Annotated in this window: 14 protein-coding genes and 1 tRNA gene; all 15 read left to right on the top strand. The window is 28.3% G+C overall.

Features of this window, described 5'->3' with window-relative positions:
* Positions 1 to 125 precede the first annotated feature (125 nt).
* Entirely contained in the window at positions 126 to 2,168 is a 2,043-nt protein-coding gene (locus T314_RS03860; protein WP_051612861.1) for a DEAD/DEAH box helicase, read from the top strand.
* A gap of 78 nt (positions 2,169 to 2,246) precedes the next feature.
* Positions 2,247 to 2,323: transfer RNA gene (locus T314_RS0100550), tRNA-Arg, on the top strand.
* A 56-nt stretch (positions 2,324 to 2,379) separates the two neighbouring features.
* Positions 2,380 to 3,117, top strand: a complete 738-nt coding sequence (locus T314_RS0100545; protein ID WP_029511721.1) for a hypothetical protein — start codon at positions 2,380 to 2,382, stop codon at positions 3,115 to 3,117.
* Positions 3,107 to 3,415 (top strand): hypothetical protein, encoded by a 309-nt coding sequence (locus tag T314_RS0100540; RefSeq protein ID WP_011183421.1) that lies wholly within the window; start codon positions 3,107 to 3,109, stop codon positions 3,413 to 3,415. The genes T314_RS0100545 and T314_RS0100540 overlap by 11 nt, the downstream gene beginning before the upstream one ends.
* Before the next feature lie 25 nt (positions 3,416 to 3,440).
* Complete coding sequence (obgE, locus tag T314_RS0100535) at positions 3,441 to 4,739, top strand: GTPase ObgE (protein WP_029511720.1); 1,299 nt, start codon at positions 3,441 to 3,443, stop codon at positions 4,737 to 4,739.
* A gap of 19 nt (positions 4,740 to 4,758) precedes the next feature.
* Positions 4,759 to 5,493 (top strand): NAD(+) synthase, encoded by a 735-nt coding sequence (gene nadE / locus T314_RS0100530; protein ID WP_029511719.1) that lies wholly within the window; start codon positions 4,759 to 4,761, stop codon positions 5,491 to 5,493.
* An 18-nt stretch (positions 5,494 to 5,511) separates the two neighbouring features.
* Positions 5,512 to 5,652, top strand: a complete 141-nt coding sequence (locus T314_RS03985) for a hypothetical protein (protein ID WP_011183418.1) — start codon at positions 5,512 to 5,514, stop codon at positions 5,650 to 5,652.
* Between the two features lie 132 nt (positions 5,653 to 5,784).
* Positions 5,785 to 7,506, top strand: a complete 1,722-nt coding sequence (gene ptsP / locus T314_RS0100520) for a phosphoenolpyruvate--protein phosphotransferase (RefSeq protein WP_029511718.1) — start codon at positions 5,785 to 5,787, stop codon at positions 7,504 to 7,506.
* Positions 7,507 to 7,592: 86 nt separating this feature from the next.
* Positions 7,593 to 8,063, top strand: a complete 471-nt coding sequence (locus T314_RS0100515; protein WP_029511717.1) for a hypothetical protein — start codon at positions 7,593 to 7,595, stop codon at positions 8,061 to 8,063.
* 99 nt (positions 8,064 to 8,162) lie between these two features.
* Entirely contained in the window at positions 8,163 to 9,833 is a 1,671-nt protein-coding gene (locus tag T314_RS0100510) for a PTS transporter subunit EIIC (protein WP_029511716.1), read from the top strand.
* Between the two features lie 39 nt (positions 9,834 to 9,872).
* The gene (locus tag T314_RS0100505) at positions 9,873 to 10,571 is read left to right on the top strand and encodes a GntR family transcriptional regulator (RefSeq protein WP_029511715.1); all 699 of its coding nucleotides are present in this window, start codon (positions 9,873 to 9,875) and stop codon (positions 10,569 to 10,571) included.
* Between the two features lie 19 nt (positions 10,572 to 10,590).
* Positions 10,591 to 12,309: a PTS transporter subunit EIIC gene (locus T314_RS03795; RefSeq protein ID WP_036237390.1), complete on the top strand. Its 1,719-nt coding sequence runs from the start codon at positions 10,591 to 10,593 to the stop codon at positions 12,307 to 12,309.
* A gap of 4 nt (positions 12,310 to 12,313) precedes the next feature.
* Entirely contained in the window at positions 12,314 to 13,765 is a 1,452-nt protein-coding gene (locus T314_RS0100495; RefSeq protein WP_084322442.1) for a glycoside hydrolase family 32 protein, read from the top strand.
* 1 nt (position 13,766) lies between these two features.
* Positions 13,767 to 14,687 carry a carbohydrate kinase family protein gene (locus T314_RS0100490; RefSeq protein WP_029511712.1) on the top strand — a complete coding sequence of 307 codons (921 nt, stop codon included), beginning with the start codon at positions 13,767 to 13,769 and terminating at the stop codon, positions 14,685 to 14,687.
* 83 nt (positions 14,688 to 14,770) lie between these two features.
* A complete protein-coding gene (locus tag T314_RS0100485; RefSeq protein WP_029511711.1) occupies positions 14,771 to 15,610 on the top strand; it encodes a Cof-type HAD-IIB family hydrolase in 840 nt (279 codons plus the stop codon).
* Positions 15,611 to 15,621 lie beyond the last annotated feature (11 nt).

Raw genomic sequence — 15,621 nt, 5'->3', positions numbered from 1 at the left:
TTAAGTTGCTTTTTATAATAAAAATTTTAATTTCTTTAATTACAAGCAACTGTGCTATAATATATAAATGACTTGTGATTTAAAATGCTGATTTTTTGATCCTGAGTATAGAAAAAGGATAGAAAATGACATTTAAAGAATTACAATTAAGCGACAAAGTATTAGTCGCACTGGAAAAAGCTAATTTTAACGAAGCTACAGAAATTCAAGCTAGAGCAATACCACTTTTCCTAGAAGGAAAAAACATTTTTGGTAAATCAAGCACTGGTACAGGTAAAACAGCATCATTTGTATTGCCAATCTTAGAAAAAATAGAACCAAACAAAAGAAGAGTTCAAGCCGTTATAATGGCACCAACAAGAGAATTAGCAATGCAAATTGTTAACCAAATTAGAATATTTGGATCAAGAATAGAAAATCTAGTAATAGCACCATTAATCGGTGGAGCTGATATGCGAGATCAAATTAAAAGACTGAAAGACTCACAAATAGTTGTGGGAACTCCAGGAAGGGTTAATGACCACTTAAATAGAAAAACTTTAAAATTAGATGATGTTAGAACAATCATTTTAGATGAAGCTGATGAAATGCTAAAAATGGGATTCAAAAACGAAATTGATGCATTATTTGAAAGAGTTTCACCAGATGTTCAAATTGGTTTATTTTCAGCTACAACATCACCAAAAGTAATGCAAATTGCTAATGATTATATGAATGAATATGACGTTATTGAAATTGAAAATCAAATAGAAGTTAATGCTAATATTACAAATACTTTTATTTTTACAAAAGGTTTTAGTAAAGAAGATTTAATTGTTAAAGTATTTGAAAAACACCAACCTAAAAGAGCTATAGTGTTTTCAAACACAAAAAACCATACAGATAAAATTGCAGACAATTTAGAAGCAGCAGGAATTAGAGCCATAGTTATTAATGGTGACAAAAGACAATCACAAAGATCAAGAGCTATTGCAAAATTTAGAAACAATGAAATATCAGTTTTAGTTGCAACTGATGTTGTTGCTCGTGGAATTGATATTACAGGTGTTGACTACGTAATTAACTATGATGTATCAATGGAAGACGAACATTTTGTTCACAGAATTGGTAGAACAGGAAGAAATAATACAAAAGGTGATTCAATTACTTTTGTACAAAATCAAAATGTTTTAAGACAAATTAGAGGAATAGAAAAAAACTTTAATTTAATTATTGATGAAATGCAAATTTCTGAATATGGTGAAGTAGACAAGCAAGAAGGAAGAGGAAACTCAAACAGAAGTTCACGTGGAGATAGAAGAGATTCAAGTCGTGGAGATAGAAGAGATTCAAATCGTGGAGACAGAAGAGATTCAAGTCGTGGAGATAGAAGAGATTCAAATCGTGGAGACAGAAGAGATTCAGGTCGAGGAGACAGAAGAGATTCAAATCGTGGTCGTGATGACAGAAGAAATGCTGGACACAATGATAGAAGAGACTTTGCTCATGGCGAAAGAAAAAGAACAAGTGAAAGACTAGATAGCAGAAGTAGCGCTTGAACTTCTCAATCATGAGAAGAAAGAATGCTATCTTTATCACCAGAAGAAAAAGAATTTGCTAAAAAAGCTTTATCTTTAGTTGATGATTATTCAGTGAATGAAAATCAAGATAGCAATCAAAATGTTTTTGAAAGAAATGACAGAAGAGATTCAGGTCGTGGAGACAGAAGAGATTCAGGTCGAGGAGACAGAAGAAGTTCAGGTCGTGGTCGTGATGACAGAACAGATTCAAACCGTGGTCGCGATGACAGAAGAGATTCAAACCATGGTCGTGATGACAGAAGAAATTCAAACCGTGGTCGTGATGACAGAAGAACAGATGGTCAAGAAAGAGATAATAAAAAATTTGAAGGTACTAGACATTCTTCATGATATGTTAAAACTGATTATTCTAAACAAGATTCAGGCCGTTGAGAAAGAGTTACTGGAAAAGAAAAAAGACCAGATTCATTTAATAAAAAAGACGGGTTTAATTCAAATAATGAAAGAGATGAAAGAAGAAACAGAAGAAGTTCAGGCCGTGGAGAATGAGTTCATTCAGGTCCAAGAGATAACAAAGGATCAGGAACACGTAACAGAAGAAATTCTTCTTCAAATAGTTCTTCAAGAAAACCAAAAAATAAATGATAATAATTTAAATAAAAATTTATGAAATTATTTTTCATTAGATTAATATTTATGATATATTTATATATGTAATTATTAATTGCCCATGTAGCTCAGTTGGATAGAGCACGCGCCTTCTAAGCGTGAGGTCGGAAGTTCGAGCCTTCTCGTGGGCACCACTCGAAAACATCAATCATGCTATAAAAGGCATGATTTTTTAATAGAAAGAGGTTTTATGAATTTTTATGATGAACTAATTATCGAATTAAAAGAACTTATTCTGAAAAACGATTTTGAAACTGCTTTATTAAAAATAAATCAAGAATTATCAATGCCATATGTACCTTCAGATATTGAAGGACAACTTTTGGAGTTTAAAACTCAGATTTTTGAACAAATTTCAAAAAAAGCAAATAGTAATAATAATTTAAATGCTGAATATATTTTGCAATTACTTAAATCAAGTGATAGAGAACAACAAGCATTTGGTATTAATTTTTTAAACAAAATTAATTTAAGAGATAAGTTAAATGACGTTTCTGAATTACTTACTTTAGAAAGAATTGATAACTCAATTAAAACTTTGATCTTATTTACTTTAAAAGAACAAGAAATAAATAGAAGTTTTGATGTTTTATATAGTGGTGTCCAACAATCTTGAAATCCAATTGAAATAGATTTTGAAAATAATTTTAAATTTATAACTGAAATAGATGAAGTTATTTCTAAAAGTATAGAAAATGAAAATCCAGGAATAGCACATGATGCTAAAATGTTGAATATAAATTTTTATTTAAATAATTTAGACAAATTTAATAATTCATTCTTAAATGAAAAAGCTGCAGCATTTATTTTAATTGCTATAGAAATGTTAGAAGAAAAAAAAGAAATGTCTTATATTAAACAATGATTTAATTTTGATGAAGATAAAGCTCATGAAATATTAAAGGAGATTAAAGGTTATGAACAATAAGATAAACTTTAATAAAGATAATTATGTCGAGTTTAATGATTTTAATGATGTAATGATCCAAGCCTTTGGTATTGGATGTTCTCTTTGCTATGAACCACAAATTAGTTTTGTTTTGAAAGATCATCCAAAACCAATTGGGAGTTTAATTAAAGAACAAGGAAAAAACCTAACAGATAGTGAAGTTGAAAAATTAGTTGAAAAACCTATCCAAGAATGACAAAAATTCGAGGATATTAATTTTGATAATCAAGAACCAACATTTTTATGTGATGAATGTTGAAATCAAATGATTTGATAATGTAGAAAGAAAGGAGCTGGAAAATATGAAATTTATTGATACAGCTAAGTTTACTATTAAAGCCGGTAATGGAGGGAACGGAGCAGTTAGTTTTCATACTGCGCTTTTCGTACCTAATGGTGGTCCAAACGGTGGAGATGGTGGAAATGGTGGAAGTGTAATATTTGAAGCCGATGGTGGAAAACATTCTCTTTTAGATTTAAAACTTCAAAAACAACTTGGTGCACAAGATGGATTTAAAGGTGATATAAAAAATATGCATGGTGCTCAAGGTAAAGATCTTATCGTTCGAGTTCCTGTGGGTACATTGATTATAGATAATAAAACCGGAACAATTTTAGCTGATATGGATGAAGATAAAAAACAAGTCTTAGTTGCTAAAGGTGGAAAAGGTGGAAAAGGGAACGCAAGATTTGCAAACTCAAGAAATAAAGCGCCAACTATATTTGAAGCTGGTGAAATAGGACAATTTTATGAAGTTAAAGCTGAATTAAAAGTTTTAGCTGATGTAGGTTTTGTTGGATTACCCAATGCTGGTAAGTCAACTTTACTTAGAGCGATTTCAAATTCAAAACCAGAAGTTGCTGACTATGCCTTTACAACTTTAAATCCTCAATTAGGAGTTTCAAGAGCTAAAGATGGTTCAACATTTGTTGTTGCAGATTTACCAGGTTTAATTGAAGGGGCTAGTTTAGGAAAAGGATTAGGTCATCAATTTTTAAAACATATCGAAAGATGTAGAGTTATATGCCATGTTTTAGATATGAGTGGAAATTATGGTCAAGAAGATGTAATCAAAAACTATGAATTAATAAGAAGTGAATTAGTAAAATATAATTATAAACTGGATGAAAGACCAGAAATAATTGTGGCTAATAAAATGGATACAGATGAAGCTCAATTAAATATGATGGAAGAAGACATAAAAAAATATTTCAAAGATAAAAAAGTTGTTTTTGTATCAGGATTATTAAAAGATAATGTTGATGAATTATTATTAAAAATCGCAAAAGAACTTGAAACTGCTAAATATGTTCCATTATGAGAAATGGAACAAGATATTTATGAAGGTATCAAAGTTTATAGATTAGAAGAAGACGAAGAAGATATCCAAATAATTAATAAAGGTAATGGTAGATGAGAAGTTGCCGGAGATACAATCTACAAAATTTATCAAAAGTTCCCAATTACAACAGATGATAACTTATTATTATTTAATGAAAAACTTAAAAAATCTGGTGTTTATGACATGTTAAGAGAACGTGGAGTTGGAGCTGGAGATATTGTAAAAGTATTTGAATATGAACTTGAGTGAATGGATTAATTTGTAAAGGAGTAATATTATGGAATTAAAAGAATATTTAGATTATTTAGTTGAATTTATTAAAGAAACAGTTAAAAAAGCTAATGCAAAAGGTGTAGTTATAGGAATAAGCGGTGGTATTGATTCTGCAGTTGTTGCTTGTTTAGCTAAAAAGGCTTTTCCTAACGATTACACTGCTGTTTGAATGCCAATTGAATCAAGTGATGAAGATTACAAATGTAAACAAGAGTTGATTGATCAATGTGATATTAAAGCAATTGATGTTGAATTAAAAGAAACTTTTTTATCTTTTAAAAAAGCTATTAAAGATTCAACAACACCTGAACATAAATTGCCTATTGCAAATGCAAAAGCACGTTTAAGAATGACAACACTTTATACTGTTGCTCAAACAAATTCATATTTAGTTCTGGGAACTGACAATCTTGATGAGTGACATATTGGTTACTTTACTAAATTCGGTGATGGTGGAGTTGATATGGTTCCATTAGTACATTTATTAAAAAGAGAAGTTAGAGAAGCAGCAAGAATATTAGGCGTACCAACTTCAATTATAAATCGTGCACCAACAGCAAGTTTATGAGAAGACCAAACTGATGAGAGTGAGTTAGGTATTACTTATGATCAAATAGATGCTTATTTAGCTGGTGAAATTAATGATGAAAATGTAAAATCAAGAGTTGATCATTTACATAAAATCAGTGAACATAAAAGAAATGGTGCTGTTGCACCAAAAGAATTTAAAAGAAAATAAATACAAGGAGAAATTAACATGAAAAAAGTAATTATGAGAGGCGCTGAAATTTTATTTACAGCCGAATCTGACAATCAACAAGTTTTAGATCAAATGCTTTACGACTTTTGTGTAGGTAATAATATTCCTGTTGACTCAGTTGTTTTTAAAGAAATTTAATGATGGTTTACCATCATTTTTTATTTTTAATATAATAATATTTTCCATTTTTTAATATTTTTAATATAAAAAATAGCAATTAAATATTATAATTATATATGTTATGAAATAACTTACATAGGAGAAAAAAGTATGAGTAAACAATTTAAAGGTATTGGAGCTAGTGAAGGTATTGCTGTAGCAAAAGCTTTAGTTCTAGCAGAAGACCATATAGAAATTAAAAAAACAAAAGTTTCTGATATTGAAGCAGAAGTTTCAAAATTAGAAAATGCAGTTAATAAATCAATCGAGGATTTAGAGAATTTAAAAGCTACTACACTTGAAAAATTAGGTCCAGAAAAAGCAGCTATTTTTGATGCACATAAAGAAATTGCATCTGACCCAGCTATTAAAGATGAAATTATAAATGTTATTAAATCTGAATCAATTTGTGCTGAATTTGCGGCAGAGCAAGTAACTAATAACTTTTATGAAATGTTTGCCTCAATGGATGATCCATATTTTAAAGAAAGAAGTGCAGACATTAAAGATGTAGCTTCAAGAATTATTAAACACATTTTAGGAATTGCTATTGTTGACCTATCAACAATAAGTGAAGAAGTTATTATTGTTGCTGAGGATTTAACACCTTCACAAACTGCTCAATTAAACAAACAATTTGTTAAAGGTTTTGCAACTAATATTGGTGGAAGAACTTCTCATGCTGCTATTATGGCAAGAAGTTTAGAAATTCCCGCAGTTTTAGGTTTAAGAACAATAACAAATGATGTTAAAAATGGAGAAGTTTTTGCATTAAACGGAACAACAGGTATTGTTGAATTAGATTTAACAGATGCAATTAAAACAGAATATGAAAAATTAGCAAAAGAATTTTCTGACTTAAAAGCTGAATTACAAAAATTTAAAGACTTACCTTCAAAAACAGCTGATGGGCAAGAAAAATTAATTGAAGCAAATATTGGTTCTCCAACTGATGTTGAATCTGTTATTGAACATGGTGGAGAAGGAGTTGGGTTATTCCGTTCAGAATTCTTATACATGGACAATGACCACTTCCCAACTGAAGAAGAACAATATATAGCTTACAAACAAGTTATGGATGCAATGAAGGGTAAATTAGTTGTTATCCGTACATTAGATATCGGTGGAGATAAAAAATTATCATACTTTGAATTCCCACATGAAATGAACCCATTCTTAGGATATAGAGCTGTTCGTTTTACATTAGACAGAAAAGATATTTTTAAAGATCAATTAAGAGCTTTATTAAGAGCTAGTGCGCATGGTGAACTAGGAATTATGTTCCCAATGATTGCAACTGTTGATGAATTCAAACGTGCTAAAGCAATCGTAGAAGAATGTAAAGAAGAATTAAGAAAAGAAAATATTGCATTTGACGAAAATGTTCAAGTTGGAATGATGGTTGAAATTCCTGCCGCTGCTGTTAACGCAGATAAATTTAGTAAATATGCTGATTTCTTCTCAATCGGAACAAATGATTTAATTCAATATTCAATGGCTGCTGACCGTATGAGTGAGAATGTTTCATACCTTTACCAACCTTTAAATCCAGCATTATTAAAATTAATTGATTTAACAATTAAAGGTGCACACAAAAATAATAAATGAGTTGGTATGTGTGGAGAAATGGCTGGAGATATTCAAGCTTTACCATTACTTTTAGGAATGGGATTGGATGCATTCTCAATGAGTGCAACTTCAATGTTAAGAGCAAGAGCCTTAATGAGTAAAATTACTATGGCTGAAGCAGAAGAATTAGCTAATAAAGCATTATCTTCAGATGATACTCCTGAAGTTATTGAATTAGTTGATGCATTCTTAGCAACTAAATAATATTTAAGAATAACGAGATTAAATCGTTATTTTTATTTTTTAAAAATAAATAATAGTATAATATTAAAATAAAGAAAGAGGACAATATGAAAAATTTTAAAAAACTTATTTTAAACATGGCTGTATGTGTCAATGTTATGATTTTTGGTATCCTAGCTTTAGTAGCTTTTTATAGCATTGGATTTAAGGATTCAATTAACTTAGCAAATGTTACAAAAGAAACAGAAAATAATAAACAATATTTTGCATTAGCTTTAACTGGAATAATTTTAGTTTGAGCATCAATGATATTACCTATTCTAAAATTATTTTTTAGAAAACCATTTCAAACAATGATTATTAGTATTACAACATTGATTGTATTAACAATTGCCACAGCAATGATGATGGCAGCTGATATTACTTTTGTTATCAATCAAGATTCTGATACATGAAAAGTATTTGGGGTTATGTTGTTATTACTTGTTGGTTACAGTATTACAATACAACCACAAATAAAAATAATATTCTTTAAAAATGAAACTAAAAAATCAAATGATCTAATCGAAGAAGCTTAAGAGCTTCTTTTTTTATATCAAAAGTTATAATCATAGGTATTTTTCAAATATGAAAATAAATTATTTTTTAATAAAATATAAATTATGCAAAGGGGATTTATGAAAAAGATCAATTGAAAAGCTTACGCATTAGAAATTATTGAATTACTAGGCGGAAAAGAAAATATACAAGAAATATATCATTGTGCTACAAGATTAAGAATAATTCTTAAAGACGATGTAAAATTTAACTTAGAAGAACTTAAAAAAACTAAACTTTTTAAAGGTTATAAAAAACAAGAAAATCAACACCAAATCATTATAGGAGCAGGTATAGTTGACAAAGTTTATAAAGAAATAGATTTGATTTTAAATAATAATTCATTAAATAATAATGATTTAAAACCAGAAAATAAGCAAAAATTTTGAAATAAAAAATTATCAACAAAATCAAATATGCTAATGATTTCAAAAAGAGGAATGAATTCATTTGCTTCAATTTTTGTGCCACTAGTTCCAGTATTTATTGCTGGAGGTATGTCATTAGCAATTATGTCATTGGTTAATCAAATATCACCTAATACAGGATTTGCAAAATTACTTGATGTAATTGGTGGGGGTATTATGGGATCAATCCCAGTATTCGTAGGATATACCGCTGCTAAAAAGTGAGGAGGTAATCCTTTTATAGGAATGGCTATAGGATTAGTTTTAGTTTCACCAGCTTTACTTAACAGATACTCAACCAATACTCCTATACAATTAGGATTTGATATTAATACTCCAAGCGATATAATACAAAATGCAAGATTAGAGGCATTCTATAAATATTTATCTGACAATAATTTACCTGAACCAGAAAATATAACAATCATGCTTGACAAAATAGTTGGTACTTATTACACAATATTCTCTGGATTTTTTAAAATTAAGTTGATTGGATATCAAGCTCAGATAGTTCCAGTTTTATTAGTTATTGGATTATCAGTAAACATTGAAAGAGTATTAAAAAGATGAACACCGCAAGTTGTGGCAATTATAGTTGTGCCATTGGCAACAGTTATATTATCTTCATGATTAGCTTTCTGAGCGATAGCTCCATTAGGAGAAATAATTGGAAAAGGTATATCATTGGGATTATCAGGATTATTTAAATATACTAACTGAAACTTTATTGGTTTTGGTGGAATGGTTTTTGCAGGATTCTATCCATTCTTAGTAATAACAGGATTACACCAAGGATTCTTGCCAATTGAAACTCAATTGCTTGTAGATAGTAATTTACAATTCGGTCATTCATTATCATTTATTACTCCTGTAGCTTGCGTTTCAAACATAGCACAAGGTACAGCAGCATTAATGTTAGTATTTTATACAAAAGATAAAGTTGAAAGATCAAAGGCTATTTCATCAACATTCGGAGGATATACAGGAATTACTGAACCTGCAATGTTTGGAATTAATTTACAAATTAAACCATTATTCATTTCAGCAGCTATTGGTTCTGCTTTTGCTGGATGATGATTAGGAATGACACATACTATGGCAAATTCACTAGGAAGTGCATCTTGAATAGGATTAGTTCAATTCGATTGAAATACAGTAGATACTAAAAAATATATTGAAGCGAATAATATTCATGCAATATTAACAGGAATACCTATGGGAGTTCACATAATAATTGCAATGTTAATTTCTGTTTTTGCAACTGCCGGGACATCTGCATTATTGTTAAGAACAGATTGAGGAAAACAATCAATTAAAAATTACTTAAATCCATCTGAAAATTAGTATAATTAAAATTAATTATTAGTATGAAGGATAAAAGTAATGGACAAAAAATGAGAGATAGTTTTTGATTATTTAATGCACTTAATAAGAGAGAATAAAGTTGGAGCAGGGGAAGTTTTACCAAGTCAAAATATGCTTAAAACAAAATTTAAGTACAGTGAACAACCGATTAGAATGGCTTTTAATAAATTAATTGAGCTAAAAATTGTAAAAGCTGTAAATGGAAAAGGATATGTAGTTCAAGATAAAATTAAAAATAATTTGCTTTTTAGTTTTAGAGAATTATTTCCTAATTCAACTAATACATATTATGATTTGAAGGAAATTTTAATAACAGAAGAATTATCAAAAAAGACAAATTTTTATGTGGGATCAAAAGTCATACATTTTAAATGTTTAAGAAAAAATAAAGACTCTAAAGAAATTATTCTTTATCAAGAAAGCATGGTTCCAAAAAACCTATGCAATGATTTAAGATTAGATTATTTAAATCATTACGGATTTATGAAATATATTGAAGAAAAAACTTCTTCAAAAGTAAGTCATTCATCAAAAAAAATATATTTTGAAAATATTAATGATGACGAAATTTATAAAACGTTTAATGATGACAAACTTCAAGGATATATTGTTGATGAGGGAAATGTTTACGGAATTTTTGGAGAGCTACTTGAGTATAGAATCAGTAGATATAAACCTAAATTCTTTAAATGAGATTTTATAGAGTGAAGAAAATAAAAATGTAAAGAGAGAGAAAATGAAAAAGAAAGATTATGCGTTTGAAGCCAAACGTTTTATCGAGGCAGTTGGAGGTAAGTCAAACATTGAATCTTACCTTCACTGTGTTACAAGATTAAGATTAAATCTTATTGATAAAACAAAAGTTAATGAAGCTGAAATAAAAGCATCTCCATTAACAAAAGGAATAAACTATTCACAAAATCAACTACAAATTATTTTAGGTAGTGGTGTTGTTGAAGCTGTTTATGAAGAAGTTCAAAAAGAAATGGAAGTAAGTAATTTAACTTTAAATGAAAAATTGAGTAATGATAAATTAGAAGACTTTAAATTACAAGCTAAAGCCAATAAAGAAGCTTTAAGAAATAAATCAGGATTTTTTGGACAAATCCAAAAAGGTATGAGAGTTTTAGGAGACATATTTGTTCCTATCATTCCTGCTATTGTAGCAGCTGGATTAGCAATGGGTGTGGCTGCGTTATTAAAACAAATTTTAAAACCATCAGGAGCTGAACTTAATTCATTATTATGAATTATTGTTGATATTATTACTAAAACAGCATTTGACTCATTAGCAGTTTTAGTTTGTTGATCAACTGTTAAAAGATTTGGTGGAAATCCTGTATTAGGTATTATTATTGGATTAATGTTAGTTAGTCCGTTATTGCCAAACAAAGGATCAATTGCAGCGTACAATGCACAATTAGATTTCTTTAATGATCAATCAAGTAAAGGTTTAAATATAAATCAAATATATGATTATTGAAATAATGCAGGTTTAAAATGAATGGGAACTGCTCCAATAATTGATGATGCGTCAAAAGAAATTTTAGTTGATGCAACAATGGGTGCGCCAATAACAGCTATAAAATTTTGAATAATACCTATTACAGGTTATCAGGGTTCAGTTTTACCAGCTTTAATAATAGGTATTGTAGTAGCATATTTAGAAAAATGAATTAAATCATGAATGCCAAAATCAGTTAATATGATTTTTACACCATTCTTAACCATTTCATTTGCTTTACTAATTGCATTATTTTTCTTTGGACCAATTTTATTAATGGTTGAACAAGGAATATTAATTGCAACAAAAGCGATATTAGGAATTAAATACGGATTTGGAACAGCTATTATTGCAGGTCTTTTACAAGGTATTGTTATTACTGGTTGCCACCAAGTATTACAAGGACTTGAAATGCAACTTGTTATTGATGGAAGTTTACTAGGGGCTAACGGAGCAGACCCTGCAGGTTCAATATTCAATGCAATATGAACAGCATCAATTATTTCACAGGGTGGAGCTGCAATGGCGATAGCTATAAAAGCTAAAGACAAATCAGATAAAGAATTAGGTTTTTCTGCAGCACTTTCAACATTCTTTGGAATCACAGAACCTGCTATATTTGGTACAAACTTGCCTAAAGTAAAACCATTTATATATGCATCTATTGGTGCATTCTTTGGTGGTTTATTTGCAGGAGTGTTGAATGTTACATGTCCAGGAATGGGAGTAACTGTAGTACCTGGATTATTACTTTATACAGGAGATTGAGTTAAACTATTGGGAATTATAGGTGTTAACATTATAGCCTTTGGATCAGCATTCTTATTAACATTCTTTTTATTTAAAGAAGGCGTAGAAGCTAAAAAAACTAAATTAGGTTTAAAATTTGATGAGTTAAAAGCAAAAGTAAAATTTGACAAAATCAAATTTAGAAAAAACAAAGGAGAATAATGACATGCAAAAAGAAAAATATAGCTTAATAAGCAATAATGATCTTGAAGATATTCAAAAATGACATGATAAAAAACAAAGCGATTGATACAATAATCAGTTTCATTTAGCTGGATATTCAGGTTCTACTAATGACCCTAATGGATTAACATATCATAAAGGAAAATATTATATCTTTATGCAAAGCTGCCCATTTAGCATCCAACACTTTAATAAATCATGAGCATTATATACAACATCTGATTTTATTAATTATAACTATGAAGGTTTAACTTTAATACCTTCAACAAAGTACGATATTAATGGAGTTTTTTCAGGAAGCGCTAGAATAAATGAAAATGATGAAATTGAAATATATTATACAGGTAATGTAAAATTTAATGATGTTGATAGAACAGCATATACATTAAAGGCATTTATAGACTTAAAAGAAAAATTAGTAACAAAAGAATTACTTTTTGAAGCAGATTTAACTAAATATACAGGTCACTATAGAGATCCAATTGTTTTTGAAAAAAATAATCAATTGTATATGCTTAACGGAGCTCAAACAAAAGATTTAAAAGCAATGCTAAATGTTTACAAATTTAATGGATCAAATTGAGAAAATTTCAAAGATATTAAATTTGATGAAGCTAATGAACAAAATGCTTACATGCTAGAGTGTCCTAATTATTTTAAATTGGATGGAAGAGAATATGTTTTCGCATGTTTAGAACAAGATGCACCATTAAAAGATGGAAGTCACTATGTTAAATATAGAGAAGTTGAAATTGATAATGATATAAATTTCACTTATAAAACCAATTTATTAAAAATTGATTTAGGTTTTGACTTTTATGCCCCTCAAGTATTTAGTAATACTGGAGAAAGAGTAATTATGTTGGGATGATTGGGTAATTCAAAATCTAGTCCATTCCCACCAGAGCTTACAACATGAAGTAATCAACTAACACTTCCAAGAGATTTATTTGTTAAAAATAATAAATTATATCAAGTACCAATAAAAGAATTGGATGAACTAAGAGTAAAAGAAATTAAAGGTTTTGAAAATATTTATACATATGAAAATGGTTTAACTGAAATATGTGCAACCGATATTAAAAATAATTTTGAAATATTAATAAAAAATGAAAAAAACGAAAATATAAAAATATCTAATATTGATAATAAATTTAGAATAGATAGATCTGAAGCAACTTTCAAAGATGATGAAAATTTACCTCCTTTAATTAACTTAGATAATTTAAATGTTCAAAGTATCAGAATTTTAGTAGATAGAAGTGTTATGGAAATCTTTATTAATGAAGGTGAACACGCTGTTTCAGTAAGATTCTATATAAATGAACATAACAAAATTCTAACAAATTTAAAAAATGTAAAAATTAATCAATTAAAAGGGTATTCATATAATTGAAATAATATAATATTCAATAATGAGATAAAAGGACAATAATATGAAAAATATAGTTTCAATTGGAGAAGTGTTAATGGATGTTTATTCAGAAAATAACACAATTAAAAGCGAAGTTGGTGGAGCATCATTTAATGTTGCTTGTTCAATAGGTGCTTTAAAACAAAATAACAGTTATTTTATGGGTAGTCTTGGTAATGATGAGTTTGTATCACCAATAAAAGATTTTGTTAAAAAATTTAATGTTAAAGAAGATTTTATTCAATTGAGTGACAAGCCAACAACTATTGCTAAAGTTACACTAGATGAAAACAAAGAAAGATTTTTTCAATTCATAAGAAATAGTGATGCTGATTATAGTCTTTCAAAAGAATCAAATGAAAAACTTTCAAAAATAGATTTTATACATTTTGGAAGTGCAACAGGTTTTTTAGAAGGTAATTTAAAAGAATCATACAATGAGCTATTTGAATTTGCTATTAAAAATAATATAAAATTTTCTTTTGACCCAAACTTTAGAGATAAACTTTGAGTTACTGATAAAGAAATCAAAAATTTTAAAAATCATTGCCAAAAATTTATGGATAAAGCAAGCTTAATAAAATTTTCAGAAGATGAATTATTTTTGTTAACAGAAATTAAAAACCAAGAAGAAGCAGTTAAAACTATAATGCAAAGAAACCCAAATGCATTAGTTTGTATAACACGTGGGTGTGAAGATACTATTTTTGGATGAAAAAATCAAATAAACTATGTTCCAACAGTATTAGCTGAACATTTAGTTGATACTACTGGAGCTGGTGATGCTTTCATTTCAAATTTAATAAGTGAATATGTTTCTATCGATGTTGACACAAATTTTTCAACAGAAGAAATAACTAAAATTATTAAAAAATCAAATATGTTTGCCAACCAAACTGTTCAATATTTAGGAGCATTAAGTTTTCTAGAACATTTGAAATAAAAAAACTAAGATTTATTCTTAGTTTTCTTTTTTATTAATGTTCCATAAAGTATAATTTATTTAAATACAAAGAGGTAACTTAAATGATAAAAATGATAGCAATAGATATCGATGGAACGGTCTTAGATCATAAAACTGGAATTCACCAAACAACAAAAGATGCAATCTTAAAAGCAAAAGAATTAAACATACCAGTAATAATAGCAACAGGTAGAAATTTATCATCAATACATCACATTGCAAAAGAATTAAAAATAGAAAATTCTTCATATCCATTTGTTTCACAAAACGGTGGTCAATCTTTTAGTTTTAATCATAAAGATAAAGGCGAATTAAAAATTTATTACACAGTATCTTTTGACACAAAATTAACAATTGAATTATTTGATTGTGCTAATGAAAATAAAATTAGAATTTTTGCATATTCTGAAAATGAAAAATATGCTTACTGCAATAAAAAAATAAGTGCATTTAGAACTTTTATGAAGTTTAAATCAAAAAGACAAAAATTAATTAGCTACAATAAAAAAACAGATTTTAGTAAATTAAAAGTAAGTAAATTTATATGTTTTGGAAAAGCCAAACATATGGATAAATTTAGAAAATTAGCTGAAAATAATAATGTTTCAATTTTTGCATTTAGTTATGTTTCAGACGCACATGCTAATATCGAATTAAACCCAATTGGAGTTGATAAAGCATACGGATTGAAATATGTTACAGAACAATTAAACATTGATGCTAAAGACGTTATTTACTTTGGAGATGGAGAAAATGACATAGCAGCAATTAAATGAGCAGGTAAAGGTATTGCTATGAAAAATGCAAAAGATATTGTTAAAGAAGCTGCTGATGATGTTACAGATTTAACTGCCGGAGAAGGTGGAGTTGGAGATTATTTATTTAAAAATATTTTTAAATAAATTATTATTTT

It is taken from the genome of Mesoplasma grammopterae ATCC 49580 (assembly GCF_000701525.1).
GTDB lineage: Bacteria > Bacillota_I > Bacilli_A > Mycoplasmatales > Mycoplasmataceae > Mesoplasma > Mesoplasma grammopterae.
Note: the sequence above shows the minus strand (reverse complement) of the source record. Positions and strands in the feature narration are given on the sequence as shown.